Consider the following 26,533-nt stretch of genomic DNA (forward strand, 5'->3'; position numbering starts at 1 on the left):
TCGGCTGCCGATATATAAGCAACGACTACAGATACAGGCCCCAAACGCCGGGGAACCTCAGTGAGGACTACACTATGAGCATTGATCGGACATCGCCCCTCAAGCCGGTAAACACTGTACAACAGCGTGAAGCCAGCGAGGCCCAAACGCAAAAAACGCGTCTGGAAAAATCCGCGACGACGAACAGCACCAACGTCACCATCAGCGGCGCTCAGGCTAAGCTGATGCAGGCAGGGGCAAATGACATCAATACAGAACGCGTCGAGCAACTGAAAATCGCGATCCGTAATGGTGAACTGAAGATGGACACTGGCAAAATCGCCGATGCCCTGATTGACGAAGCGAAGAGTTACTTGCAGAGTAAATAACAGTATGAACCGACTGTCAGACATCCTTGATCAAATGACAGTTATCCTGAGCGCTCTCAAAGACGTGATGGATGCTGAGCAAAAACAGCTTTCCGTGGGCCACATTAATGGCAGCGCGTTACAGCGTATTACGGAAGAAAAAAGCTCCTTGCTCGCAACTCTGGACTACCTTGAGCAACAACGCCGGGCGACGCAGAAAACGCAACATAGCGCAAATGACGATATCGCCGATCGCTGGCAAACCATTACTCAAAAGACGCAGCATCTGCGTGACCTGAACCAGCACAACGGATGGTTGCTGGAAGGGCAAATCGCGCGCAATCAACAAGCGCTGGACGTTCTGAAACCGCATCAGGAACCCGGGCTTTACGGCGCGAATGGTTATACCTCTACCGCCAACCGTGGCGGAAAGAAAATCTCTATTTAGATCTGTTCAGGCAGTTAATATTCTGATTTTTAGCCAGGGGATCCGTCCCCTGGCTGCCTTTCTGTTTACGCCGTCCGGCGTGCAAATTCTTTGACTTTAAAACCCAACACCGCAAGCGTGGCGAAGTAAGCGATAACCCCCACCAGCACAACCGCCATCAGACGCAGCAGACGATAAGGCATGGTGCCTTGTGCCCACTCCGGCATAACGTACAGCATGCCCACCAGTGCCGCCGACATTACCAGTACCGCAATGACCAGACGGACAAGGAAACTCGTCCACCCCGGTTGCGGCGTAAAAATATTCTGTTTGCGCAGTTGCCAGTAGAGCAGCACGGCATTCAGACAGGCCGCCAGACCGATCGACAAAGAGAGACCGGCATGTTTTAGCGGACCGATAAAGGCCAGGTTCATGAGCTGCGTCATGATTAGCGTGACGATGGCGATTTTCACCGGCGTTTTAATATCCTGCCGCGAATAGAATCCCGGAGCCAGAACCTTCACCACAATCAGCCCCATCAGCCCTACGGAATAGGCGATTAACGCCCGTTGCGTCATCGACGCATCGAAGGCGGTGAATTTGCCGTACTGGAACAGCGACACCGTCAGCGGCTTTGCCAGGATACCTAATGCCACCGCACTGGGCAGTGCCAGCAGAAAGCAGAGCCGTAACCCCCAGTCCATCAACCGGCAATACTCATCATGGTTGCCGCTGGCAAAGCTTTTCGAGAGTGAGGGAAGCAGAATTGTCCCCAGCGCTACGCCCAGCACCCCGGAAGGAAACTCCATTAAACGGTCAGCGTAATACATCCACGACACAGAACCGGAAACCAGAAAAGAGGCGAAGATGGTATTGATGATCAGCGAAATCTGGCTGACGGAGACCCCAAGAATAGCTGGCCCCATCTGCTTAATGACTCGCATCGCCCCCGCATCATGGAAACTGATACGCGGCAGTACCAGCATACCTATTTTTTTCAGATGCGGCAGTTGATACACCAGTTGGAGAACACCACCAGCAGTTACCGCCCATGCCAGCGCCAGTACCGGCGGGTGGAAATAGGGTGCACCAAACAGCGCAAACCCGATCATGCTGATGTTCAAAAATGTCGGTGCAAACGCCGGAACGGAAAAACGGTTCCAGGTATTGAGGATCGCACCGGCCAGCGATGCCAGTGATATCAACAGAATATAAGGAAAAGTGATGCGCAGCAGTTGCGAGGTTAAAGCGAATTTATCCGCCGTATCGGCAAAACCGGGAGCGGTCACGAGGATCACCCACGGCGCTGCCAGCATCCCGGCGATGGTGACAACGGCCAGCGCCAGCGTCAACAGACCGGACACGTAAGCCACAAAAACCCGCGTTGCATCATCTCCTTGCTTGCTCTTGTATTCCGCAAGGATGGGCACAAACGCCTGAGAAAATGCACCTTCCGCAAAGATACGGCGTAAAAGATTAGGCAATTTGAATGCCACAAAAAAAGCATCGGTCGCCATGCCCGCGCCGAAAACCCGCGCCACTATGGCGTCACGCGCGAAACCCAGCACGCGGGAAAACATGGTCATGGAACTGACTGCCGCCAGCGATTTCAATAGATTCATTCTGGTTTCCATAAGACACAACGCCTGCAATGCAGGCGTTGGTGTACAGCGAAGCGCTTAGTCTACAGGGAAAAAGGCGAATTACTATCGCCAGATGTTACAGACGGTTATTCGCTCATCGCCTCGCGCCAGAGCTTTTCGACAATACGTTGCGCCAGAATCGCCTGCTCCCCGGCCGTTTCGGGAACTGTCTGATTTTGCACACATTCAATAAAATGACGTGCGCATCCGGCAAAGCCGCGCTGCTCCAGAGTACTTTGCCAGCCAGGAACCGGGCGGGCAATCACACCCTGCCCGCGCTCTTCACGCCACTCGCGCATATCCGTAATATCGAACAGCCCACCATCGGTAACAGCCTGAACCCACTCGCGCTGGCTCCCCGCACGGCGATGCATACTGGTGGTGATTTGCAGATGTTCAACGCTGAAATGGTGTTCAGCGTAGACCATAGCACCGTCATCATTGGTCAGCAGCGTACCGCTTTTCAATTGCGCTGCGCCCCCGGACAGCCACAGTGCGGTGTCCACCACATGCAGATAATCATCAAGTAAAGTGAAACGTAAGTCGTGCGGCCCGACGCTGTCGCTACGGTGTTTATCCATACGTAGCGAGGCAGCCTGCGGCATGTGCTGCTTCAATTCCCGGTACAACGGCGAAAAGCGACGATTAAAACCCACCATCAGTGTCAGCTTCTTCCGGGCAGCCAGCTCAACCAGCCGTTCCGCATCCTGTAAATTTTCCGCCAACGGCTTATCCACACAGACATGTACGCCAAGATTGAGCAACTCGCTGACCACAGAATAATGCGACGAGGTGGCGGTATGAACAAAAACGGCATCACACTGTGCCGCCAGGCTGGCGAGCGAATCCGCATACGGAATACGCCAGGTTGCACATATGCGTTCGGCTTTCTCCCGGGTAGGTGACCAAGCTGCCACCAGCGTCCAGTCCGTCGCAGCCCCCAATACCGGTAGCCAGGCTTTTTGTGCGATACCACCCAAACCTACAACACCAATACGTAATGTCGCCACGGTTAATCCCCCAAATGTGCGAGAAGCGAATCCAGACGCTGTTTCAACTCAGCCACTTCGTCTTCCAACGCTTCAACGCGCGCCAACAGTGAGTCCGCGGCCGGGCCCTCTGCGTCAACAGCGCCAGCCAGCACCGGCACATCGCCGCTGAACAGATGCATAAAACGACTTTCTCGCTTACCCGGCTCCCGGGGCAGGCGCACAACAAACGGACCATCTTCCCGCGTCGCAAGATGCTCGAGGGTACTTTCCACTTCCGCCATGTCGGTAAATTGATGCATACGTTCAGCACGCCCACGTAACTCGCCTGGAGTTTGCGGCCCACGCAGCAACAGCGTGGTGATCAGCGCCACTTCGGCGGACGTGAGTTTCAGATCGCCAAATTCAGAGTTGCAGAAGCGTTGCTCATATTTGGTCACCCGATTGCCAAAACCGCTGACAGTACGCAGATAATGACGTTTTACCAGCGCATCAAGTATGTCCTGAACGTCGTGTTCACCGAGGTTCATCACCGGTTCGCGGTTGGTTTTCTGATTACAGGCCGTGACCACCCCGTTAATAGAAAGCGGATATTGTTCTGGCGTCGTCACCTGTTTTTCCAGCAGGCAACCAATGACCCGCGCTTCCACGGCGCTCAATTGATACTTCATCTTTGCTCCTTAACGACCCGGGGTCCATTCCTGTGTGGTTAATGCTGTTAATACGTGATCGCGCCATTGCCCGTCGATTAACAGATACGATTTGGCGTACCCCTCTTTTTCAAAGCCGAGTCTCGCCAGGAGATCACCGCTGCGTTTATTGTGCGGCATATAGTTTGCCATTATGCGGTGCATATGTTGCGTACGTTGCATATAGCGGATCGCGGTGGTCAAAGCCTCAAACATTAACCCTTGTCCTTGCCACTTTTGGCCGATGGAGTAACCCAAATAGCAGGCATGGAATGAGCCGCGGACCACATTAGAAAAATTCGCCACACCAATGATTTCTTTCTCTTCCGGATCGAGCAACGCGAAATAGAACGCCGTACCCTGTTTATGGAATTCATTGATCATGCCGAGACGTGCCTGCCAGCCGGAAGGGTAACAATGGCTTTCGTCGCGCACGGGCTCCCAGGGTTTTAAAAATTGGCGATTTTCAGCGTAATAATCCGCCAGGCGCCAGGCGTCGCGGTCGTGGACGAGGCGCACCACCAATCTGTCCGTTACTAAGCGTACTTTCGGCACGTTACTGCGATAGCCAAACATGCATTACCACTCCTTCCGTTTCACGACTTTTTTAACCCCTTCCCTTTACTATACATTTGCATAGCTGCTCAGGGAAAACAGCAACATGGCATTTTCTGCGTCAAGCGCCATTTTCGATGAAAACTCTCAATCAAAGACTGATTTTGATAAAAAAATATTGTCACCATCAATATGGGAAAAGCAGTAGCGAAACCGCAAAATAAGATTGTCTTATCTTTCTAATTTCCCGGAGGGGAAATGGCGCGCATATCGCAGGCAAGGAGCCTGGGTAAATACTTCCTGCTTGTCGATAATATGCTGGTCGTCCTTGGCTTTTTTGTCGTTTTTCCCCTGATTTCCATTCGCTTCGTCGATCAACTGGGCTGGGCTGCTCTCATGGTCGGTATTGCCCTCGGTTTGCGTCAGTTTATTCAACAAGGGCTGGGGATTTTCGGTGGCGCCATTGCCGACCGTTTCGGGGCAAAACCGTTGATTGTCACCGGCATGCTGATGCGCGCGGGCGGCTTCATTGCCATGGGCGTTGCGCATGAACCCTGGGTGTTGTGGCTCTCCTGCTTGCTCTCCGGGCTTGGTGGCACACTGTTCGACCCACCGCGGTCAGCGCTGGTGGTCAAACTGGTGCGCCCACACCAGCGTAGTCGCTTTTTCTCTCTGTTGATGATGCAGGATAGCGCCGGCGCGGTTGTCGGCGCTTTGCTCGGCAGTTGGCTGTTACAATACGATTTTCGTCTCGTCTGCGCCGTGGGCGCGTTAATGTTTGTTCTTTGCGCCGCGTTTAACGCCTGGTTACTGCCCGCGTGGAAATTATCGACTGTGAAAGCCCCTGTGCGCGAAGGGCTTGGTCGGGTACTGCATGATAAACGCTTTGTGACCTATGTTCTGACGTTGACCGGCTATTACATGCTCGCGGTACAGGTAATGTTAATGCTGCCAATTATGGTTAACGACATTGCTGGTTCGCCGGCAGCGGTGAAATGGATGTATGCCATTGAGGCCTGCCTGTCGTTGACTCTGCTCTATCCGATTGCTCGCTGGAGCGAGAAACGCTTTCGTCTGGAACACCGCCTGATGTTCGGGTTGCTGGTGATGTCGTTTAGTCTGCTGCCGGTAGGTATGGTGGGCTCATTACAGCAATTGTTCACGCTGATTTGCACGTTCTATATCGGGTCGATCATTGCCGAACCTGCACGTGAAACGCTGGGTGCACAACTGGCGGATGCCCGTGCGCGAGGAAGCTATATGGGGTTCAGTCGCTTAGGATTGGCGTTTGGCGGTGCGCTGGGTTACGCCGGTGGCGGCTGGTTGTTTGATGCCGGAAAAGCCTTTAATCAACCGGAACTCCCCTGGATGATGCTGGGGTTGATAGGCCTTATCACCTTCTTTGCACTGCTGTGGCAATTTGGTCTTAAACGTCTGCAACAACGGATGCTGGAACCGGGTGCTTGATTATTCTGCCAGCGGAAGCCCCCGCTTCCGCCAGTGCATTCAGCTTTTTCCGCTGGTCTTTGCGCAGCGTGTCACGCATGCTACTGTCCAGGACTGAAGCATCCGGACCACGTTGAGGAACACATGAGAAAAATCATTTTTGCCGCGGTGTTGATATTGAGCGGCGTGCTGGTGGGCTGTAACCAACTGACCCAATATTCCATCAGCGAACAGGAGATCAATCAGGCGCTGCAAAAACGCAACAATTTCGCTAAAGATATCGGCGTTCCTGGTGTCGCGGATGCACACATTGTGCTGAACAACCTGACCAGCGCAATTGGTCGCGAAGAGCCGAATAAAGTGACGCTGACCGGCGATGCGAATCTGGACATGACCTCCCTCTTTGGCAACCAAAAAGCGGTAATCAAGTTGAAAATGAAAGCGCTGCCGGTTTTTGATAAAGAGAAAGGCGCAATCTACCTGCAGGAAATGGAAGTGGTCGACGCGACAGTCACGCCAGAGAAGATGCAAACCGTTCTGCAGACGCTGTTACCTTATCTTAATCAGTCTTTGCGCAGCTATTTTAATCAGCGCCCGGCCTATGTGCTAAAAGAAGACAACAGCAAAGGCGAAGCGTTGGCGAAGAAATTCGCCAAAGGCATCGAAGTGAAACCTGGCGAGATTATCATCCCCTTCACTGACTGAATACTGGGGGCGCAAATGCGTCCTTTTTTTCAGGAAAAAGATGCAAACGAAAACGTTTCCGCATATCCTTAGTGCCCGGCAAAAACAACTGATCCTCACCAGCCGGAGCATTCCAATGACACAACCCCAGGTTTTGAAAATCCGCCGTCCTGACGACTGGCACGTCCATTTACGTGATGGCGATATGCTGAAAACCGTCGTGCCGTGGACCAGCGAAACTTACGCCCGCGCCATTGTGATGCCCAATCTGGTTCCCCCCGTGACCACCGTGGACGCAGCCCGTGCTTATCGTCAGCGTATTCTTGATGCCGTCCCCGCGGGGCATAATTTCACGCCGTTGATGACCTGCTATCTGACCGATAGCCTGGAGGCCGACGAAGTCGAGCGCGGTTTTAGCGAGAATGTCTTCACAGCGGCAAAACTCTATCCGGCAAACGCCACCACCAACTCCAGCCATGGCGTCACCCGTATTGATGCAATCATGCCGGTACTGGAACGCATGGAAAAACTGGGAATGCCGCTGTTAGTACATGGCGAAGTGACACAGGCAGAGATCGATATCTTCGATCGCGAAGCACGGTTTATTGAAACCGTGATGGAACCGCTGCGTAAACGCCTGCCCGGCCTGAAAGTGGTGTTCGAACACATCACCACTAAAGACGCCGCTGATTATGTCCGCGAAGGCAACGAACGTCTGGCAGCGACGATCACCCCTCAGCATTTGATGTTTAACCGTAACCACATGTTAGTTGGTGGCGTGCGCCCACATCTCTATTGCCTGCCTATCCTCAAACGCAATGTTCACCAACAGGCTTTGCGAGAGCTGGTTGCCAGTGGGTTTGAACGCGCGTTTCTGGGCACCGACTCTGCGCCACATGCCCGTCATCGTAAAGAGGCCAGCTGTGGCTGCGCGGGTTGTTTCAATGCACCGACTGCGTTGGGCAGCTATGCGACGGTATTTGAAGAGATGAACGCATTGCCGCATCTTGAAGCGTTTACATCGCTGAATGGTCCGCGTTTCTATGGTCTGCCGGTCAACGAAACCTTTATCGAATTGGTGCGCGAGGAGCATGTTGTGCCAGAGACGATTGCCCTATCGGACGATTCACTGGTGCCCTTCCTTGCCGGTGAAACGGTACGCTGGCGCGTTAAACGTTAAAAATTTCACCCCCCTGTTGTAATAAGCATGAATTAACTGTATAAATATACAGTTAATAACGCAGGGGGCTATTATGCGCATTGAAGTGACGATTGCCAAAACCACATCCTTACCGCCCGGCGCCATTGATGCGCTGGCGGGTGAATTATCCCGTCGTTTGAATAATTATTACCCCGATCGTGAAAACAAAATCACGGTCCGTTATGCCGCCGCGAACAATTTGTCCGTGCTCGGTGGTGCAAAAGAAGATAAAGATCGCATAAGTGAAATTTTACAGGAAACCTGGGAAAGCGCTGACGATTGGTTTATCACCGAATAATTTCTCTTTAAGTTTGTTCTTATTGCCGGGTCGCCCCGGCTTTTTTGTTTCTTTGCTAAGCGTGTTAATGACATTGTCGGCAAGTAATAAAATAAGTGATTAAGATCCCGCTCTGTTATTCGAACAAACGCAATCAGCGTAAAAAAGATGTTGCAGAGTGTTTATTCATTCGATCTATCCCCTCAGTTGTTGGTATACTAAAAAGGCTTCAAAAAAAACACGCATTGAACCTCGAAAGTCGTCGTCTAATTAAACACGCTAAAATGGGGGTTATGATGGTAAAGAATAATGAAGTCATCCAGACCCATCCGCTGGTCGGATGGGACATCAGCACCGTGGATAGCTATGATGCCCTGATGCTCCGGCTGCACTACCAGACCCCAAACCAAGCCGCACAGGAAGAGACCGAAGTCGGTCAGACGTTGTGGCTAACGACGGATGTCGCCCGCCAGTTTATTTCGATCCTTGAAGCGGGCATTGCCAAGATTGAATCTGGCGATTACCAGGAAAATGAGTACCGCAGACATTAGTCATAATGCCTCTCAGCCACTCAAAAGGCACCCGGTGGGTGCCTTATTTATTTCCGTTCTTGTATAACGCCCCCATGTTATTTACCCTCCTGAAAAAGCATTCACCTGGAGGACATCATGAAATACGATCTGATTATTATCGGCAGCGGCTCTGTCGGTGCTGCGGCTGGCTATTACGCCACCCGCGCAGGGCTTAATGTGCTGATGATCGATGCACATTTGCCGCCACACAAGGAAGGGAGTCATCACGGTGATACACGCTTAATTCGCCATGCTTACGGTGAGGGGGAAAAATATGTACCGCTTGTCTTGCGCGCCCAACAGCTTTGGGATCAACTGGCGGCAGAAAGCGGCGAAGCCGTGTTCGAACGTACTGGCGTGATCAATATTGGCCCGGCGGACTCCAGCTTCCTCGCCAATGTCGCGCAGAGCGCTTTACAGTGGAACCTGGCGGTGGAAAAGCTCGACGCGCCTTCTTTGATGGCTCGCTGGCCGGAGATCCGCGTGCCGGACGACTATATCGGGCTATTTGAAGCTGACTCGGGCGTACTGCACTGCGAACTGGCGGTGAAAACCTGGATCGACCTTGCCCGAAAAGCCGGTTGCGCACAATTATTCAACTGCCCGGTGACGGCACTGCATCATACGAACGACGGTGTTGCAATTGACACGCCGGAAGGAACATTCCACGGCAAGAAAGTGTTGGTCGGCGCAGGAACCTGGGTTCAACGATTGATCCCCACCCTGCCAATACAGCCTGTGCGAAAAGTTTTCGCCTGGTTCCAGGCTGACGGACGGTACAGCACGAAAAATCGCTTCCCGGCATTTACCGGCGAAATGCCTAATGGTGATCAGTATTACGGGTTTCCGGCGGATGACAACGCGCTGAAGATCGGTCGCCACAATGGCGGACAACACATCACTGAACCGCAGCAGCGCACGCCATTTGGTGATGAAGCTGGCGATGGCTCGGAATGCTTCGCTTTCCTGCGCCAGTTTCTGCCCGGCATCGGCGGTTGTTTATACGGCGCCTCTTGTACCTACGATAACTCCCCGGATGAGGATTTTATTATCGATACGCTGGCGGATCACCCCGATACACTGATCATAACAGGGCTGAGCGGACATGGGTTTAAATTCGCCCCCGTACTTGGCGAAATCGCCGCTGCGTTTGCTGCAGGTAACAGTACAGCGTTTGATTTAACCCCGTTTTCTCTTTCTCGCTTTGCGTGATAATCCTTCAGCGACCGGAAATTAAGGTCGCTGAACTTATTAATAACGAGGCCATCATGCGGCAGGTGTTCCATTACGTAATTAATAACGTGCGTGAGCATTTGATGATTTATATTGTCCTGTGGTTACTAGTTACTGCGATCGATATTATCTATATTGTATGGCTGGATTAATAATAACTGACAAAAGCTTACATTTATTTAATTAAAGCTCATAACCGCATTCACTCTCACCCATGCTTCAATAACAAAAAAAATAAGAAAAATCTGACACCCATCAGAATGGATGGTTATTTTTTCTCTAACCGATTGAATATATCAACCTGTTCTTATTCAAAAAAAATGATATAGAAAAAATAGCAATTCAATTCATCGATTTTCAGTTGCAATATTATTTAACTCACGCCATTTTAAATTAACTCCCTATTAACTTCGGTTAACAATTATGCAATTGCGTAATACCCCATCTCGCTATGGCGTTATTTCCGTTGCCCTGCACTGGTTGGTCGCTGTCGTGGTTTATGGCATGTTTGCGCTGGGCTTATGGATGGTCACATTGAGCTACTACGACGGCTGGTATCATCAGGCACCCGAGCTTCATAAAAGCATCGGTGTGCTCCTGATGCTGGGATTAGTGGTGCGCATTGTCTGGCGTTTTATCTCGCCGCCCCCGCCTGCGCTTGCTACCTATTCGCCTCTGACACGCATCAGCGCTGCAATCGCGCATATCGCGCTCTACCTGTTGCTGCTTGGCATCATTGTGAGCGGTTACCTGATTTCAACGGCTGACGGTAAACCCATCAGCGTCTTCGGCTTGTTTGAGATTCCGGCAACCCTGGCCGATGCAGGCGTACAAGCAGACCTGGCCGGTACGGTTCACCTGTGGCTGGCATGGAGCGTTGTCGTGTTCTCTGTTTTACACGGACTTGCTGCGTTAAAACACCATTTCATCGATAAAGACGCCACTCTCAAGCGCATGCTGGGAAAATCGTCATCTGACTCTGGAGCATAATATGAAGAAAATCCTGCCGGGACTTACACTCGCCTCGCTGTTATTTGTCACCGGTTCCGCAGTGGCAGCAGACTATAAAATTGACAAAGAAGGTCAACACGCCTTTGTTAATTTCCGTATTCAGCATTTGGGATATAGCTGGTTATACGGGACATTCAAAGATTTCGACGGCACCTTTAGCTTTGATGAGGCAAATCCTTCAGCGGATAAAGTTAACGTCACCATCAATACCAATAGTGTGGATACTAACCACGCCGAACGCGATAAGCACCTGCGTAGTGCGGAATTTCTGAATGTGGCTAAATTCCCGCAAGCGACGTTTACTTCGACAGAAGTGAAGAAAGATGGCGACGGTCTCGACATTACCGGTAATCTCACCCTGAACGGGGTAACAAAACCCGTCACGCTGGAGGCAAAACTGATGGGTCAGGGTAACGATCCATGGGGCGGCGTGCGAGCAGGTTTTGAAGCAGCGGGGAAAATTAAGCTGAAAGATTTTAACATCACCACCGACTTAGGCCCGGCATCGCAAGATGTTGAGCTGATTATCTCTGTTGAAGGCGTTCGTCAGAAGTAATGACCCCGGAGAGGGCGGCTCGCCCTCTCCGCATCAGGCTTATTCCGGATCCGGAATGCCCAGTTTAGTGTTCAGACGACCACGGGATTTATTGAAAATCTTATTACCATTTTCACGGCCCGCGCGGCGCTTACGCTGCTCTTCTTCCGGCAGTTTGCGCTCTTCCTTACACAATTCACTGCAGCACCCGTCGAATTTTTCCGCACAGGCCGGGCACTGGATAAACAGCAGGTGACAACCGTCGTTCAGGCAATTGGTATGAGAGTCGCAGGGTGCGCCGCACTGGTGGCAATGGGCAATCACATCCTCCGAAATGCGCTCCCCCATGCGCTCGTCAAAGACGAAGTTTTTACCGATGAAACGCACCGGCAACCCCTGTTCACGGGCCCGGCGCGCATACTCGATAATACCGCCTTCGATATGCCACACTTTGTTGAATCCGTTGTGCTTCATCCAGGCGCTGGCTTTTTCACAACGGATGCCGCCGGTGCAATACATCACAATTTTTTTATCTTTGTGCTCCTGCATCATCTCTACTGCTTTCGGCAACTGCTCGCGGAACGTATCGGCAGGGATCTCAAGCGCACCATCAAAGTGCCCGACTTCATATTCGTAGTGGTTACGCATATCGATAAAAATCGCCTCAGGATCGTCCAGCATTGCGTTCACTTCCGCCGCTTTCAGATAATCACCCACATCACTGGCATCGAAGCTGTCATCATCAATACCGTCTGCGACAATCCGGTCACGCACTTTCATGCGCAGCACCCAAAAAGATTTGCCGTCATCATCAATTGCCTTGTTCATCCGCAGCCCGTCGAGCGCAGGATCAAAGGCATAGAGGAAGTCGCGGAATGCGGCAAAACGGCTTTGTGGCACACTGATTTGCGCATTGATACCTTCATGCGCCAGGTAAACACGACCGAAAACGCTCAATCGTGTAAATGCCTGATATAACGCATCGCGCGTGGCCTGCGGGTTGATGATAGAAAAATACTTATAAAACGAAACGGTGACGCGCGGCTCGGTTTCAGCAAGCATGCGGGCTTTTAATTCATCATTGGAGATGCGGTTGTGTAACACTGGCATGGTGTACGTGTCCTGCAAGAGTGAAAAAACGGCGGCATCATAAAGCAAATACGGATAATTTACATCCTTACATTTTGCGCTACATTTTCCTCATTCTCATTACCACATTTCAACAGTTACCCCCAAAAACAGGCGTTATGTGCGCTCTGATTTTGGCTAATTCCAAAAAAATGAGACAATACAGGGAATTGTTGCTTAAAAAAGGACAAACATGACGCATTTACCCAAGTTCTCAGCAGCGCTTCTGCATCCCCGCTACTGGCTAACCTGGCTGGGCATCGGAGTACTGTGGTTAGTCGTTCAGCTCCCTTATCCCGTGATTTATCGTCTTGGCTGCGGTATCGGCCGCCTGGCAAAACGCACGATGAAGCGCCGTGTATTGATTGCACAACGTAATCTTGAGCTCTGTTTTCCGCACATGAGTGACGCAGAGCGCGCAAAACTGGTGGACGAGAATTTCCTCTCCGTCGGCATGGGAGTGATGGAAACCGGTATTGCCTGGTTCTGGTCCGACAATCGGATGGCACGCTGGATGGATGTCTCCGGCTTTGAACACATTCGTAACGTGCAGGCGCAAGAGCGCGGCATTTTGCTGATCGGTGTCCATTTCTTAACGCTGGAAATCGGCGCGCGCATGTTCGGTATGAATGAACCCGGCATTGGTGTTTACCGACCGAACGATAACGCGCTTATCGACTGGCTGCAAACCCGGGGGCGCATGCGTTCCAACAAGAGCATGCTCGACCGAAAGGATCTCAAGGGCATGATCCGCGCGCTAAAATCCGGGGAAGTCGTCTGGTATGCGCCTGATCATGACTACGGCCCGCGCGCCAGCGTATTTGCCCCTTTCTTCGCCGTCGAACAAGCAGCCTCGACCTCTGGTACCTGGATGCTGGCACGTATGTCGCAAGCGTGTATCGCGCCATTTGTTCCGCGTCGTAAACCGGACGGCAAAGGCTATGAGTTAATCATACTGGAGCCAGAATGCTCCCCTCCTCTCGACGATGCACAAACCACCGCCGCATGGATGAATAAGGTTGTAGAGCGCTGCATTATGATGGCACCCGAACAATATATGTGGCTGCACCGCCGCTTTAAAACCCGCCCGGAAGGCGTTCCATCCCGCTACTGATCGCAAACAGCCCGCTAAGCGGGCTGTTTTCTTTTGTCACACATAAGTCCTGCCGCACATTGCAGTGACCATCCCGCAGGCGCATAATTAGCGTGCTTACCAATTTCAAACCCTATTGTGTGCGTTGAATCAACGCCGTTACGGATCGTTATGCCATCCTCTGATGTCCCGATAAACTGGAAACGTAACCTGACTGTCGCCTGGTTTGGGTGTTTCCTTACCGGCGCTGCATTTAGCCTGGTGATGCCATTCTTACCGCTATATGTCGAGCTGTTGGGGGTGACGGGTCACAGTGCGCTGAACATGTGGTCCGGGTTGGTTTTCAGCATCACGTTTCTGTTTTCCGCTATTGCCTCTCCATTCTGGGGAGGGCTTGCCGACCGTAAGGGTCGCAAAATTATGCTGCTGCGTTCCGCGCTCGGTATGGCAATCGTCATGGCGTTAATGGGGCTTGCGCAAAACGTCTGGCAGTTCCTCATCCTGCGCGCCATGCTCGGTTTACTGGGCGGCTTTATTCCTAATGCCAATGCGCTCATCGCAACGCAAATTCCACGTAATAAAAGTGGCTGGGCGCTCGGTACACTTTCCACCGGTGGTGTGGCAGGCGCGCTGCTCGGGCCACTTGCCGGCGGACTGCTGGCGGATTCGTGGGGCCTGCGAATGGTCTTTTTTATCACCGCCTCGGTGCTGTTTATCTGTTTTCTACTGACGCTTTGTTATATTCGCGAAAATTTCGTCCCGGTGGCAAAACGCGAAATGCTGCACGCCAGAGATGTTTTTGCTTCGCTCAAAAACCCGAAACTGGTGTTAAGCCTGTTTATCACTACCATGATTATCCAGGTTGCCACCGGCTCGATTGCCCCCATTCTGACGCTTTATGTGCGTGAACTGGCGGGCAACGTTAGCAACATTGCGTTTATCAGTGGGATGATTGCCTCCGTGCCCGGTGTTGCGGCCCTGCTCAGCGCACCTCGCCTGGGGAAACTGGGCGATAAGATTGGCCCGGAGAAGATCCTGGTTGCTGCACTGGTGATTTCGGTGCTGCTGCTACTACCCATGTCGCTGGTACAAACACCGTGGCAACTGGGTGTGTTGCGCTTTTTACTCGGGGCAGCGGACGGCGCACTGTTACCCGCCGTGCAGACTCTGCTGGTGTATAACTCCACCAATCAGATAGCCGGGCGTATTTTTAGTTATAACCAGTCATTTCGTGATATCGGTAATGTCACCGGCCCACTGGTAGGTGCGGCCATTTCCGCCAGTTTCAGCTTCCGCGCGGTGTTCTGTGTGACGGCAGGTGTCGTTCTGTTTAATGCCCTCTATTCGTGGTTCAGTCTGCAACGCCCGCCCCGTTCCACCACCGTGGAGAGTGAACGCCCGCGAGTACAGCAAACACTGCCAACTGACGATTAAATCCCTGCCGCGACACAAGGGACATGTGTCTGAATGCTGTCTGATGCAGCATACAAAAAATACGCATCGAATCAGGCGGATGACGCATATTCAGGAAAACGTGAGGTGGCTGAAAGCCCGATAATTCAGCAGAACGCCGGCGTGAAAATTCACCCACTGACCATCAGACGCACTGTTTTTCAGGGGGGTGTAACATTTCTTTTTGTCCTGACACCTTACATTCGTTACGGATAACTCAACTCGCGATTTGACGCTCTCAATACCAGCGTCTATAGGTTTCTGCATACCTTTTTTCCTCTCGCTAAGGAGTTAGATATGGCCGATTCCAACCTCAATTTTTACTCGACGCTCTCTGAAGCAATTGATGCTGCCCGTGAAGAATTCCTCGCCAGTAATCCGGAGCTGGATGAGGAAGAGGCGAACGTCCAGCAATTCAATGTGCAGAAATACATTCTGCAGGACGGCGATATCGCATGGCAGGCTGAATTTTTTGCCGATGAAGAAGAACCAGGTGAATGTTTGCCCATGTTCAGTGGCGAGGCAGCACAAAGCGTATTTGATGGCGAATATGATGAAATAGAAATAAGCCAGGAGTGGCTGGAGGAGAATACCCTGCACGAATGGGACGAAGGAGAGTTTCAGCTTGAGCCCCCACTCGATACAGAGGAGGGACAGACCGCTGCCGATGAATGGGACGAGCGCTGATTACTCGTACGGACCGTGATGGGCGTCTATAGGTAGCAATAAGGTATCGAATACCAGCGAGAAGGGTAAGTCCAGCACGGTAATATAACGCCACGCGGAGTCACGGACGTCCCATTTAACACCCGGGTAGTATTGATTTCCATGGCCCTGCCCGGGGATCGTCCGGCTGATGATGCTACCGCACGCGCTCAGCAAACATGCCATCACAACGACCAATATCACTTTCACCTGTCCCCCCCTCTCATCGTATGGATAAAAAAATACCGGCACTCAGGCCGGTATTTTCATTGTTGTCGGCTTACTTCGCCTTCAGTGCCTGCGGATTAAGCTTCAGCGTCTCGTAATAGTTAACCCAGGATAAATATCTCTCCGGGGCTGACCATACGCGATAATGCATCCGCGACAGTGTAACCGGGTCACTCAGCAGCACCAAACGACGATCGCGGTTCAGTTTCTCCGGCGTTTCATTCAGCGCCTGTTCAACATGACGATCGCGGGCGATTTCCAGCACATGGCTTGCGCGGTGACGCGCTGTCGCCATCGCTGTTGCCAGCGCATTGAAGGACGGGTTAAATACCGCATGCATAAACCCATCATCCAGCGAGCGTGAACGGTTCAGTTCCAGATATGCATCAGTGTCCACCAGCACTTTAGGCGGTGAATACTCTTCCGGGATCAGGAACAGCTTCCAGCGTTTGGTGCGCAAACCGATCGTTGAGCGGCTGGAAATAACCGATACAAACGGCGACAGGATCAGCGAGAAGACTATCGGCGCCAGCCAGAACAGGAAGCGCAAATCCAGCCAGGCCATGCCCACTGCCCATACCAACCCCAGCAGCAACTGCGAACCATGGCGCATAAAGGCTTCGCCCCACGGGGTAGAGTCATCATCGCGCTGTGGTGAGTTCCATACCACTTCCCAGCCCAGGAACGCGCTAACCACAAACACGGTGTGGAACAGCATGCGCACCGGCGCCAGCAGCACGGAGAACAGCACTTCAAGCAGCAATGAAAGCGTAACGCGAATGAAACCACCGAACTCTTTTGGCCCTTTGCACCACACCAGAATGATACTCAGCAACTTCGGCAGGAACAGCAGTACCATGGTCGACGCGAAAAGCGCGATGGCCAGCTCCGGACGCCACTGCGGCCATACCGGGAAAAGCTGGCGTGGCTGCAGGAAGTACTGTGGTTCGGTCAGGGCATGCACCACCTGCAGCGCCGTGGAAAGCGCCAGGAACATAAACCACAGCGGCGCAGAAAGATAAGACATTACGCCGGTCAGGAACACAGCGCGGTGCACCGGGTGCATCCCTTTTACCAAGAACAGGCGGAAGTTCATCAGGTTACCGTGGCACCAGCGGCGATCGCGTTTCAGCTCATCCAGCAGGTTTGGCGGCAACTCTTCATACGAGCCCGGCAGATCATAGGCGATCCATACGCCCCATCCTGCACGGCGCATCAACGCTGCTTCTACAAAGTCGTGTGACAGAATGGAACCGGCAAAAGAACCTTCACCAGGCAGCGGCGCCAACGCGCAGTGCTCAATAAAGGGTTTCACACGGATAATGGCGTTATGGCCCCAGTAGTGCGATTCCCCCAACTGCCAGAAGTGCAAACCCGCAGTAAACAACGGCCCGTAAACGCGGGTGGCGAACTGCTGGCAACGCGCGTAGAGCGTGTCCATACCGGAGGCTTTCGGCGAAGACTGGATGATCCCGGCATTTGGGTTCGCTTCCATCAGACGCACCAACCCTGTCAGACACTCGCCTGTCATCACTGAGTCAGCATCCAGCACCACCATATAGCTATACTGGCTGCCCCAGCGACGGCAGAAGTCGTCAATGTTACCACTCTTGCGTTTCACGCGACGGCGACGGCGACGGTAGAAAATCTGACCTTCGCCCTGCACTTCAGCAATCAACTCCATCCAGGCTTTCTGTTCCGCTACGCAGATATCCGGATTATAGCTGTCGCTGAGGACATAAACGTCGAAGTGCTGTTGCTGCCCGGTCGCTTTCACCGACTCCCACGTTGCGCGCAGACCTGCGAAAACGCGGTCTACGTCCTCGTTGCAGATCGGCATAATCAACGCAGTGCGATGCGCCGGATTCAGCGGTTCATCGCCAACGGTCGATGCCGAAATGCTGTACTTATCCCGGCCTATCAACAGTTGCAGAAAGCCCATCAACGCGGTCCAGAACCCCGCAGAAACCCAGCAGAACAGCACCGCGAACAGGATCAGGATGCCGGTTTGCAGCACATAGGGTAGTAACTGCATAAAGGAAACCCACAGATCCTGGCCCGCCATATCGGTTGGCGTAATCAGCGCCCACCCCTGATAGGGCAGGATCGTTTTCATATACCAGGTTGCGACCACGGTCTGCGACAACGTCAGCAGCAGCAGAATATAGCGACGGATAGAACCTACCGTACGCCATTTCTGTTCGTGGGCCTGTTCTTCTTTGGTCAGACGTGCGAGATAACGCGGAGCGACTTCGCGCCCACGCAGACGATCCCAAAAACGGCCAATCGGGTTTGTACGCCAGGGGTCCGGAAACATGGAGGAGCGTTTTGCCTTCGGCATAGCCTGCAGTTGCGCACGCCCTTCATCATCTTTCATCAACTGGCCTTGCGCCAAAGAGTCTGGCCAACTGCCTTCCAGACGTGCAGCGACTGAGCCCAGCGGGGTGTCATCTTCACGTTCCCATTGCGTATGTTCCGCGTCCAGCGCGCTGTGCACGCGCTGGATACTGTCTGTCGGCAACACCGCCTTCTTCTCGTCCGGAAGCGGCAGCGCGTCGATATACTCAGTTATCTTATTCATTGGCAGGTAGCTGATAGCTCCAGGTTTCACTCAGGGTCTGATCGGCATTGACCAGCGCTGCACGCATATCCGTCGTTTTCTTCGGATCTTTCACTTTCACACGCAGCATCAAACGCCAACCTTGCGTAACCGGGTTATAGCGAACGGTGTTTTCAACGATCTCGCCGTTATCGCCAATGCTGGCTTGCGCAGTGACAGGGGTGTTTTGCGGCAGTTTTTTCATATCCTGGCCAGTGAAGTCCACCACAAACGCGATGGTACCGTCTGGCTGACGGATAAGATTTGACTGTTTCACATCCCCCGTAGAACGGCGAGTCTGCAGCACCCAGGCATTATCCGGCGCATGCAGCTTGTCTTCGTCACGGCTAAAGGTGATGGTGTATTTGAAGTTCATCTCTTTACCGGGCTCCGGCAGTTGGTCCGGCGTCCAGTAAGCGACGATATTATCGTTGGTTTCATCGTTGGTCGGAATTTCAACCAATTCAACTTTCCCTTTGCCCCACTCCCCTTTCGGCGTTACCCACGCGCTTGGGCGCAGATCGTAGCGGTCATCAATATCTTCAAAACGGGAGAACTGACGCCCACGCTGCAGCAGACCAAAGCCCTGCGGGTTTTCCATCGCATAGCTGCTCACCGCCAGATGTTTCGGGTTGTTCAATGGACGCCAGATCCATTCGCCATTACCAGCCAGCATCGACAACCCGTTAGAGTCGTGCAATTCAGGACGATAGTTGGTGGCGGACGACGGCTGAGCAGGCCCAAAGAGGAACATACTGGTCAGCGGAGCGACGCCCAGTTTGCCGACTTTATCGCGCAGGTAAACTTTCGACTGCACGTCAACCACGCTATCCCGACCCGGGATAATCACAAAACGATACGCGCCGGTCGCACGCGGCGAGTCCAGCAATGCATAGATAGTCAGGCGCTTATCCGTCGGCTTCGGACGCTCGATCCAGAACTCACGGAAACGCGGGAACTCTTCACCGGACGGCAGCGCCGTATCAATCGCCAGACCACGAGCGGAAAGGCCGTAAACCTGGCCCGCGCCGATCACGCGGAAGTAACTGGCTCCCAGCATGCTGACGATTTCATCGTTTTTGTCTTTATTATTGATGGGGTAAAGAACTTTGAAACCCGCAAAACCCAGATCTTTGACCGTGTCTTTATCGTGCTGGACATTGCCAAAATTGAAGTAGTCCGGGTTGTATTTGATTTGGCGTACGGCGGTGGCGGTCACTTCATTGATGGTCACCGGCGTGTCGAAGTACATACCCTGGTGGTAAAACTCAAGCTTAAACGGGGTGTTGGTCGCGTTCCAGTAGGCTTTATCGTGGTTAAACTGGATCTGCTGATAGTCCGCATATTTCATTTCACGGAACACAGAGGGCAAGTTGCTCTTGGGCGCTTCGTAGCCTTTGCCGGCCAGGGATTGTGCCTGTTTTGCGACATCATCAATAGAAAAAGCCCATCCCGATGACGTATAAAGTGACAACAGTACCGCTGCACCTACCCAACGCATTTTCATCATTCGTAATTTAGGTTTCATAATAACTAAGCACTTCCCCCTTTGTGTGCTTAAATCGATCCGATCCATTTTAATGGAAACTCACGCAATCCGACAACTGAATCCCCGCATTGTTCTGCATGCCGGCTCAGTGAATAAACAATTGAAACTAACCCTTTATCGTTTTGCGAGCTATCCTGGAGACAGGATCCCGGTCGTAGTGTAGGGTTAGTTGCGAATGTAATCATTATTTGTCTTATGGATAAGACGAAAAGTCTGAGAATGCACAGAGTTATATGACCAGAGCCCCTGCACAACGTGAATATTTCCTTGATTCCATACGCGCATGGCTGATGCTGCTCGGGATCCCATTCCACATATCGCTGATTTATTCGAGTCATATGTGGCATGTCAACAGCGTCTACCCGTCGTGGTGGCTAACGCTGTTCAACGACGCCATTCATGCGTTCCGCATGCAGGTATTCTTCGTTATTTCCGGTTATTTTTCATACATGCTTTATTTGCGTTATCCGATGCAGCGCTGGTGGACACTCCGCGTTGAACGCGTCGGTATTCCCATGCTGACCGCTATTCCTCTATTAACGCTGCCACAATTTATTATGTTGCAATATGTGAAAGACAAAACCAGCGAATGGCACGCCCTCTCGGCTTATGACAAATTCAACACCCTTTCCTGGGAATTGATCTCCCATTTGTGGTTTCTATTAGTGCTTGTTGTATTAACGACAATCGGCATGTGGTTGTTTAAAAAAATAAAAAACAATGCGAAACACTTCCTGGGCGCTATTTCGCTGGGCAAACTCTCACTGTGGTTTCTGCTGTTTGGCACTGTCTGGGCAGTGCTGCGCCGAATAATCGTTATCGCCTGGCCGGAATTATTGCGTGATGCGCTGTTTAATTTCGCAGTGATGCAGTCACTGTTTTACATTCCATTTTTCCTCCTTGGCGCGCTGACGTTCATCAATCCGCGGCTCAAGTCATTATTCACCACCCCGTCACCGTGGTGTGCAGTAGGAGCATTACTGGCGTTTGCTGCATATTTGCTCAACCAGCGTTACGGTAACGGCGATGCCTGGCTGTATGAAACCGAAGCCATTATTACTATGTTGCTGGGGTTGTGGATGGTGAACGTCGTGTTCTCTCTGGGGCATCGCTTGCTGAATTTCCAGTCAGCGCGGGTGACTTATTTCGTTAACGCATCGCTGTTCATCTATCTGGTGCACCATCCTCTTACGCTGTTATTCGGTGCATGGATAACCCCACATATTCAGTCAAATCTTTTAGGCTTTATTACCGGGTTGGTCTTTGTGGTGGGTATCGCGGTGTTGCTGTATGAAATGCACCTGCGTATTCCTCTACTGCGCTTCCTCTTTTCGGGGAAACCGCAGGAGAAAAATGCACAACAACACGTCACGGCACGATAATCCGGATGGCTGCTTTGGTCTTCAAAGCAGCCACAGAATCCACCGAACAGAACTGGCAGGCAAGTGGTGGATCAACCAGTCGGCTCATCGCCCAGTTGGGTAAGTAAACGTTGATAAAGATGGGTGGTTTCATCGTCATAGCAAACAAAGTATATCTGCTGTAAATGGTGATGCCGGGTGAGATAATCCGTTATCGTGTTGACGGCAATCTCTGCGGCCGCCGCTTTCGGGTAGCCGTACACGCCGGTACTGATCGCCGGGAAAGCGATGGTCGTGTAGCCATTCGCTTCGGCCAGTTGCAGACTGTTGCGGTAGGCATCTTCAAGCAACCGGGCTTCATGCTCATCTCCTCCCCGCCAGACCGGCCCTACCGTGTGGATCACAGCTTTCGCGCGTAAATTTCCAGCCGTGGTGATAACGGCATGCCCGGGAGGACATTCCCCCTGCTGCTGTCGCACCTGTTTGCACGCTTCCAGCAGAGCTGGTCCCGCCGCACGGTGGATCGCGCCATCGACGCCCCCACCGCCAAGCAATGACGGATTTGCCGCATTAACAATGACATCGACATCAAGGGTAGTGATATCCCCCTGAAGCACTTGCACACGTGGTTGCATCTTTTTTGCCCCCTTCACGGCTGCTAACCCATTCACACACTTAAGTGTATCCTGGACTGAGAGGAAATGACGGGCATCGCATCCTTCCCTTGGCCTGCGTAATCAGTTGTAGGCGACGGCTATAATCGCCATCGAATGCTGTTGGTTAAGGTAGCGCATCTGCACTTTTTCGAATACGGAAACAGATTGAGGTGCTGTGACGATAGTATTCAAATCAATACGCTGGATCGGCTTTTTGGTATTTTGCGCACAGGATATGACCAGTGTGTGCGGTACAGTTTGCATATCGCACCCCTTTTCGACAATTGCCCCCCGAAAAGCAATATTCCCCGTATCGGCGGAGGGAGTAGCAGAACAAAAACTGGCAACAGCAAATCCGGAAAGAGCGAAAATACACAGGTTAAAAAGACGCATAAGCACCTCAGGACACCTTCAATTCATCACACTGGTATGACCAGGAATTAAGATGACATAGCTGCACATTTTTTGAAACTAACGCAGTGAGGAATTTAAGATAAGTGCTTAAAACAACTCATATTCACACCAAAAGAAGGGATATTTAATTTAAAGAAGATTTTTCTGAGGAAAGTACCGACGCGCGCCAGGAAGCCAGCCACAAGCCGCTATTTTTCATCGCATATCCAAACAGTAAACCCACAGCCAGCGACGGCATCACCAGTTGCCAGTCACCCTGGCCGGCAAAGGTGGCGCAGGCACCCATAAACGTTCCAGGCACAAAGGAGAGTAAAAAACTTTTTGCCTGCATACACATCAAAAATGCCACCGCACCGGTCATCACATAACCGAATATTTCAAGATGCGGAGCCAGTGCAGCACCGTGAATAATCACCAGAGCCCAAATCACGCCGCTCATCACTGTACAGGCGGAGATGAGTAGCCCTTTAATGCCGCCTTGTGGACAGGCAAAATATGCCGTACAACCGAGGAACCCTGCCCAGCTTAATAAGCCAAGAGATACCGCGACCCAGCCCCAGAGGCCAGAGAGGATCCCTGTTGTTAATGCGATAGAAAGAAGTATGTTCATGGCGCGCATCATAACAAATACGCACCAAACTTATGCGACAGACAGCACGTTATTTGAAACGAAATCGTAATCGTTGCAATATTTTTGTGATAGCAATCACAATTATTCGTCAGATTCTTCCTGTAACTCTTCCCACATAGCGGCAATCGCATCACGGGCAAGCGGCGCCATGGTACGCCAGAATGGCGTGGAAGCATGCGCTTCCACCTTGCCAAGGAAGGTATCGCACCAGGGGAGCAGATAGTCGGCAAACAACGTTTCAAGCGCCTCACTCTCGTCTTCAGCCGACTGGTCTTCCAACCAGGATGCTGCCAGCAATAACGTACCGAAATGATCAGCTGGGGTATCGGTTAATGGCATCCCGCGGGTCGACAAAAATGAACGAATCTCGGCTTCAGTCGCCCCTTCAACCCAGGCGCTGCGAAACGGCGATACACGGCACTCTTCGCCAACGAAAAGCGCGTTATAATCCGCTGCCAGCGCTTGCATATCGCAGTTTTTTTGCAAGCGTTCCAGCAGTTCATCCTGTTCCAGCGGCCAGCTTTCCGCCAGTTTTCCTTCACGGATCAGGGTGTACAGCGGCACCAGCAGCGGATCCTGCGGTTGGCGATAAAACAGCGAGCCGAGCACCCGGCAAAGGATAGAAAATTCGTTCATTCAGTTGTTCCAGTCAGTATTAAAGTTCAGCAAATTCGGCAATCGGCGCCATTCCGCGCGATTCAAGGAAGTTAAGTAAACGGCGAGGAGAGGCATTAAGGATACGCTCTTCCGGAAAGTCCACCGCATCAAGGATCTTTCGACACTCGTCAAACTCACCCAATGTGAAAGCGGTATGTGAGTCTGAACCGAGCGCGACCCATCCTCCGGCATCTCGTACGGCCGCCGCAACCGCACGGCAGTTTTTTTCACTGCCTTTACGGGAGTGTAAAAACGAAGAGTTGTTGATTTCCAGCGCCACGTCGTACTTCGCCGCTGCAGCGGCAATCGCCGGAATATCGACCGGGAATTTCGGGTTGCCCGGATGGCTAATAATATGCACGTTACCACTGGCCATCGTCGCAATCATTGCCTGCGTATGCGACGCTTCATCCTGCGGAGGAAACACCGGTTCGTGGAATCCGGCGATGATCAGATCCAACGACGCGAGCATTGGCCCGCTGCAGTCAATTTCACCGTCCGTGTTTTTAATGTTGGCCTCAATGCCACGCAGGATGCCAACCCCGTCCACCAGACGTGGCCAGATACGCATATTCACAAAGTGCCAGTAATGTGGCGCATCCGCCATGTCCGGGCCATGGTCGGTAATGGCAAAGAGTCGAATGCCTTTACGTTTCGCTTCGGCAATATAGTCATGCAGGGTACTGTAAGCGTGCGTGCTGGCGACGGTATGCATATGCAGGTCAACGGGATACATGTTTCACTCCGATAGTTATTTCTGCAAGGATAGCAGTTATCGTTATGCAGTTTAATGAAAACCCGGCGTTACCGGGTATGTCATCAATAGCCGCGCTGCCGATCAACAAGCCCGGTGACTGGCAGACCTTGCTCAAGTTGCAAGATTGTATGCGTAATAAAGGCAATCGCCTCGTCCGGGCGGGTTACGGCAGCTATATGCGGTGTCATTGCCACGCGCGGATGCGCCCATAACGGATTGTTCGCGGGTAGCGGCTCCTGATTAAACACATCCAGCATTGCCCCTTTCAGTTTGCCATTATTCAGTGCCTGCAACAGATCCTTCTCGACCAGATGGACGCCACGCGCCAGGTTCATAACATAACTTTCGTCTGCCAGTTGCTCGATCAACGCATGATTGATGATCCCCGCCGTTTCCGGTGTGTTCGGCAGCAGGTTAATCAGAACTCGCGTACCGTGCAAAAAATCCCCCAATTCAGCCACACCCGCAAAACTTGTTACACCGGGCAGTGATTTTCGGCTTCGACTCCAGCAGCGCAGTGGGAACCCCCATGCAAGAAGGCTTTCCGCAACCTTACCCCCCAGCACACCAGCCCCAAGAATGCCAATGGTGAAATCTTCACGTCGATATTCATCAAGCGGTTGCCATTTCGCTTGCAGCTTCAATTGCTGGTAATCATCAAAGCGACGGAACCAATGCAGCACCTGACTCACCGCATACTCCTGCATCTGCAGGCCCATGCCGGTATCTTCCAGCCGAAACAACGGTATCGATTCTGCCAGCATTTCCGGGTGGGCTTTAAGCTGACCCAGAATAGAATCCACCCCGGCGCCAAGTGCGAAAACCCCTTTCAGTTTGCGCCCTTTTAGCATGTCGACGGGGGGGTGCCAAACCAACGCATAGTCTGCGGGCGCATTATCCCCTTTTGTCCAGGCGCGAATGTTAGCCTGTGGCAACGCCTTTCTTATTGCGCCCAGCCAGTAGTGGTGATCAAAAGAGGGGTGATAAAAGATAATGTCCATATCAACTCCAGAACATGTTGTGGGGTATCCGCATCATTCGCGGCGCTGTTGTGTATGATTTTATGAGGAAAGCAGCATAACAAATTTCTCCTGAGCAGCGCGGAGAAACTCCTGTGCCGAGAAAAAAAGCGATTTCAGGATGTTTAAGAAGCATGTTGTTTGAAGTTTGTCTAAACGCGTTAATTTATTGAAAAAGAAGATTGACGGCTTTCGTGGTTTTCCCTACATTAGCGCCCGTCCCGTTAATAACGGGATGACAATGTGGTGAGGTGTCCGAGTGGCTGAAGGAGCACGCCTGGAAAGTGTGTATACGGCAACGTATCGGGGGTTCGAATCCCCCCCTCACCGCCATCATTTCAGATAAGAGCCTGTACGAAAGTACGGGCTTTTTTCTTTTATATCCTCCCGAACCGGGGGGATGAGAACGCCCGACCGGGGGTCGACAACGGGCAACTGCCCGTTGGACAGATGACGAGCCTGCGAGGAAGCTGCCCGCAGGGCGAGCGAAGCGAGTCAATCCCCCCCTCACCGCCATCATTTCAGATAAGAGCCTGTACGAAAGTACGGGCTTTTTTCTTTTACATCCTCCCGAACCGGGGGGATGAGAACGCCCGACCGGGGGTCGACAACGGGCAACTGCCCGTTGGACAGATGACGAGCCTGCGAGGAAGCTGCCCGCAGGGCGAGCGAAGC

General features: G+C 52.2%; 29 protein-coding genes and 1 tRNA gene. 16 read left to right on the forward strand and 14 right to left on the reverse strand.

Translation table 11 applies throughout. The features are described 5' to 3' along the window. Window positions 1-74: 74 nt before the first annotated feature. Both flgM and flgN read left to right on the forward strand, forming a co-directional pair. Complete coding sequence (gene flgM / locus ABGA49_RS03135) at window positions 75-368, forward strand: flagellar biosynthesis anti-sigma factor FlgM (protein WP_347665117.1); 294 nt, start codon at window positions 75-77, stop codon at window positions 366-368. Between the two features lie 4 nt (window positions 369-372). Beyond that, window positions 373-795 (forward strand): flagella biosynthesis chaperone FlgN, encoded by a 423-nt coding sequence (flgN, locus tag ABGA49_RS03140; protein WP_061494840.1) that lies wholly within the window; start codon window positions 373-375, stop codon window positions 793-795. 65 nt (window positions 796-860) lie between these two features. Here flgN and murJ read toward each other — a convergent pair whose 3' ends face one another. The 4 genes from murJ to rimJ all read right to left on the reverse strand — a co-directional run bounded on the left by murJ (window position 861) and on the right by rimJ (window position 4,671). Continuing rightward, complete coding sequence (gene murJ / locus ABGA49_RS03145; protein ID WP_061494839.1) at window positions 861-2,396, reverse strand: murein biosynthesis integral membrane protein MurJ; 1,536 nt, start codon at window positions 2,394-2,396, stop codon at window positions 861-863. 107 nt (window positions 2,397-2,503) lie between these two features. Continuing rightward, complete coding sequence (locus ABGA49_RS03150; RefSeq protein WP_347665118.1) at window positions 2,504-3,427, reverse strand: Gfo/Idh/MocA family oxidoreductase; 924 nt, start codon at window positions 3,425-3,427, stop codon at window positions 2,504-2,506. Window positions 3,428-3,429: 2 nt separating this feature from the next. Next, complete coding sequence (locus ABGA49_RS03155; RefSeq protein ID WP_347665119.1) at window positions 3,430-4,077, reverse strand: YceH family protein; 648 nt, start codon at window positions 4,075-4,077, stop codon at window positions 3,430-3,432. Window positions 4,078-4,086: 9 nt separating this feature from the next. Continuing rightward, complete coding sequence (gene rimJ / locus ABGA49_RS03160) at window positions 4,087-4,671, reverse strand: ribosomal protein S5-alanine N-acetyltransferase (protein WP_061494836.1); 585 nt, start codon at window positions 4,669-4,671, stop codon at window positions 4,087-4,089. Between the two features lie 237 nt (window positions 4,672-4,908). Here rimJ and mdtH point away from each other — a divergent pair, with 237 nt between their 5' ends. The 9 genes from mdtH to ABGA49_RS03205 all read left to right on the forward strand — a co-directional run bounded on the left by mdtH (window position 4,909) and on the right by ABGA49_RS03205 (window position 11,630). Next, window positions 4,909-6,117 carry a multidrug efflux MFS transporter MdtH gene (gene mdtH, locus ABGA49_RS03165; protein WP_061494835.1) on the forward strand — a complete coding sequence of 403 codons (1,209 nt, stop codon included), beginning with the start codon at window positions 4,909-4,911 and terminating at the stop codon, window positions 6,115-6,117. Window positions 6,118-6,240: 123 nt separating this feature from the next. Continuing rightward, window positions 6,241-6,801: a lipoprotein gene (locus ABGA49_RS03170; protein ID WP_061494834.1), complete on the forward strand. Its 561-nt coding sequence runs from the start codon at window positions 6,241-6,243 to the stop codon at window positions 6,799-6,801. Between the two features lie 115 nt (window positions 6,802-6,916). Next, window positions 6,917-7,960, forward strand: coding sequence for a dihydroorotase (pyrC, locus tag ABGA49_RS03175; protein ID WP_347665133.1), 1,044 nt, complete (start codon window positions 6,917-6,919; stop codon window positions 7,958-7,960). 73 nt (window positions 7,961-8,033) lie between these two features. Further along, window positions 8,034-8,279, forward strand: coding sequence for a DNA damage-inducible protein I (gene dinI, locus ABGA49_RS03180; protein ID WP_061494833.1), 246 nt, complete (start codon window positions 8,034-8,036; stop codon window positions 8,277-8,279). A 275-nt stretch (window positions 8,280-8,554) separates the two neighbouring features. Continuing rightward, on the forward strand, window positions 8,555-8,809 hold the full coding sequence (bssS, locus tag ABGA49_RS03185) for a biofilm formation regulator BssS (protein ID WP_061494832.1): 255 nt from the start codon (window positions 8,555-8,557) through the stop codon (window positions 8,807-8,809). 117 nt (window positions 8,810-8,926) lie between these two features. Further along, entirely contained in the window at window positions 8,927-10,042 is a 1,116-nt protein-coding gene (solA, locus tag ABGA49_RS03190) for an N-methyl-L-tryptophan oxidase (protein ID WP_347665120.1), read from the forward strand. Window positions 10,043-10,098: 56 nt separating this feature from the next. Beyond that, entirely contained in the window at window positions 10,099-10,215 is a 117-nt protein-coding gene (locus ABGA49_RS03195) for a YceO family protein (RefSeq protein ID WP_071889996.1), read from the forward strand. 271 nt (window positions 10,216-10,486) lie between these two features. After that, complete coding sequence (locus tag ABGA49_RS03200; RefSeq protein WP_134318338.1) at window positions 10,487-11,053, forward strand: cytochrome b; 567 nt, start codon at window positions 10,487-10,489, stop codon at window positions 11,051-11,053. 1 nt (window position 11,054) lies between these two features. Next, on the forward strand, window positions 11,055-11,630 hold the full coding sequence (locus ABGA49_RS03205) for a YceI family protein (protein WP_061494829.1): 576 nt from the start codon (window positions 11,055-11,057) through the stop codon (window positions 11,628-11,630). 39 nt (window positions 11,631-11,669) lie between these two features. On the opposite strand, the gene ABGA49_RS03210 is transcribed toward ABGA49_RS03205, so the two are convergent. Continuing rightward, a complete protein-coding gene (locus ABGA49_RS03210; protein ID WP_061494828.1) occupies window positions 11,670-12,719 on the reverse strand; it encodes a rhodanese-related sulfurtransferase in 1,050 nt (349 codons plus the stop codon). Window positions 12,720-12,930: 211 nt separating this feature from the next. On the opposite strand from ABGA49_RS03210, the gene ABGA49_RS03215 reads away from it, so the two are divergent. From ABGA49_RS03215 to ABGA49_RS03225, 3 genes are all read left to right on the forward strand, one after another. After that, window positions 12,931-13,851: a Kdo(2)-lipid IV(A) acyltransferase gene (locus ABGA49_RS03215; RefSeq protein WP_347665121.1), complete on the forward strand. Its 921-nt coding sequence runs from the start codon at window positions 12,931-12,933 to the stop codon at window positions 13,849-13,851. Window positions 13,852-14,001: 150 nt separating this feature from the next. Beyond that, window positions 14,002-15,264 carry a multidrug efflux MFS transporter MdtG gene (gene mdtG / locus ABGA49_RS03220; RefSeq protein WP_061494826.1) on the forward strand — a complete coding sequence of 421 codons (1,263 nt, stop codon included), beginning with the start codon at window positions 14,002-14,004 and terminating at the stop codon, window positions 15,262-15,264. Between the two features lie 315 nt (window positions 15,265-15,579). Next, a complete protein-coding gene (locus ABGA49_RS03225) occupies window positions 15,580-15,969 on the forward strand; it encodes a MysB family protein (protein WP_061494824.1) in 390 nt (129 codons plus the stop codon). On the opposite strand, the gene ABGA49_RS03230 is transcribed toward ABGA49_RS03225, so the two are convergent. From ABGA49_RS03230 to mdoG, 3 genes are all read right to left on the reverse strand, one after another. Further along, window positions 15,970-16,197, reverse strand: a complete 228-nt coding sequence (locus ABGA49_RS03230) for a YceK/YidQ family lipoprotein (protein ID WP_347665122.1) — start codon at window positions 16,195-16,197, stop codon at window positions 15,970-15,972. Between the two features lie 70 nt (window positions 16,198-16,267). Next, window positions 16,268-18,796, reverse strand: coding sequence for a glucans biosynthesis glucosyltransferase MdoH (gene mdoH / locus ABGA49_RS03235; protein ID WP_347665123.1), 2,529 nt, complete (start codon window positions 18,794-18,796; stop codon window positions 16,268-16,270). Next, window positions 18,789-20,324, reverse strand: a complete 1,536-nt coding sequence (mdoG, locus tag ABGA49_RS03240) for a glucans biosynthesis protein MdoG (protein ID WP_088236549.1) — start codon at window positions 20,322-20,324, stop codon at window positions 18,789-18,791. Before mdoG ends, mdoH begins: the two co-directional genes overlap by 8 nt. A gap of 272 nt (window positions 20,325-20,596) precedes the next feature. Here mdoG and mdoC point away from each other — a divergent pair, with 272 nt between their 5' ends. Continuing rightward, entirely contained in the window at window positions 20,597-21,745 is a 1,149-nt protein-coding gene (gene mdoC / locus ABGA49_RS03245; protein WP_347665124.1) for a glucans biosynthesis protein MdoC, read from the forward strand. 71 nt (window positions 21,746-21,816) lie between these two features. Here the strand turns inward: mdoC and ymdB are convergent, their stop codons facing one another. The 6 genes from ymdB to ghrA form a co-directional block, all read right to left on the reverse strand. Next, a complete protein-coding gene (gene ymdB / locus ABGA49_RS03250; RefSeq protein WP_061494820.1) occupies window positions 21,817-22,359 on the reverse strand; it encodes an O-acetyl-ADP-ribose deacetylase in 543 nt (180 codons plus the stop codon). Window positions 22,360-22,461: 102 nt separating this feature from the next. Beyond that, window positions 22,462-22,773 (reverse strand): type 1 fimbrial protein, encoded by a 312-nt coding sequence (locus tag ABGA49_RS03255; protein ID WP_140418302.1) that lies wholly within the window; start codon window positions 22,771-22,773, stop codon window positions 22,462-22,464. 145 nt (window positions 22,774-22,918) lie between these two features. After that, window positions 22,919-23,404: a DUF1097 domain-containing protein gene (locus tag ABGA49_RS03260; RefSeq protein WP_061499963.1), complete on the reverse strand. Its 486-nt coding sequence runs from the start codon at window positions 23,402-23,404 to the stop codon at window positions 22,919-22,921. A 102-nt stretch (window positions 23,405-23,506) separates the two neighbouring features. After that, a complete protein-coding gene (locus ABGA49_RS03265) occupies window positions 23,507-24,061 on the reverse strand; it encodes a molecular chaperone (protein WP_088236550.1) in 555 nt (184 codons plus the stop codon). Window positions 24,062-24,080: 19 nt separating this feature from the next. Further along, a complete protein-coding gene (locus ABGA49_RS03270) occupies window positions 24,081-24,818 on the reverse strand; it encodes a phosphatase (RefSeq protein ID WP_061494817.1) in 738 nt (245 codons plus the stop codon). Between the two features lie 83 nt (window positions 24,819-24,901). Beyond that, a complete protein-coding gene (gene ghrA, locus ABGA49_RS03275; protein ID WP_347665125.1) occupies window positions 24,902-25,840 on the reverse strand; it encodes a glyoxylate/hydroxypyruvate reductase GhrA in 939 nt (312 codons plus the stop codon). A gap of 263 nt (window positions 25,841-26,103) precedes the next feature. Between ghrA and ABGA49_RS03280 the strand changes: the two genes are divergently transcribed. Next, window positions 26,104-26,191: transfer RNA gene (locus tag ABGA49_RS03280), tRNA-Ser, on the forward strand. Window positions 26,192-26,533 lie beyond the last annotated feature (342 nt).

This window comes from Kosakonia sp. WA-90 (genome assembly GCF_039871955.1).
In the GTDB taxonomy this organism is placed as follows: domain Bacteria; phylum Pseudomonadota; class Gammaproteobacteria; order Enterobacterales; family Enterobacteriaceae; genus Kosakonia; species Kosakonia oryzendophytica.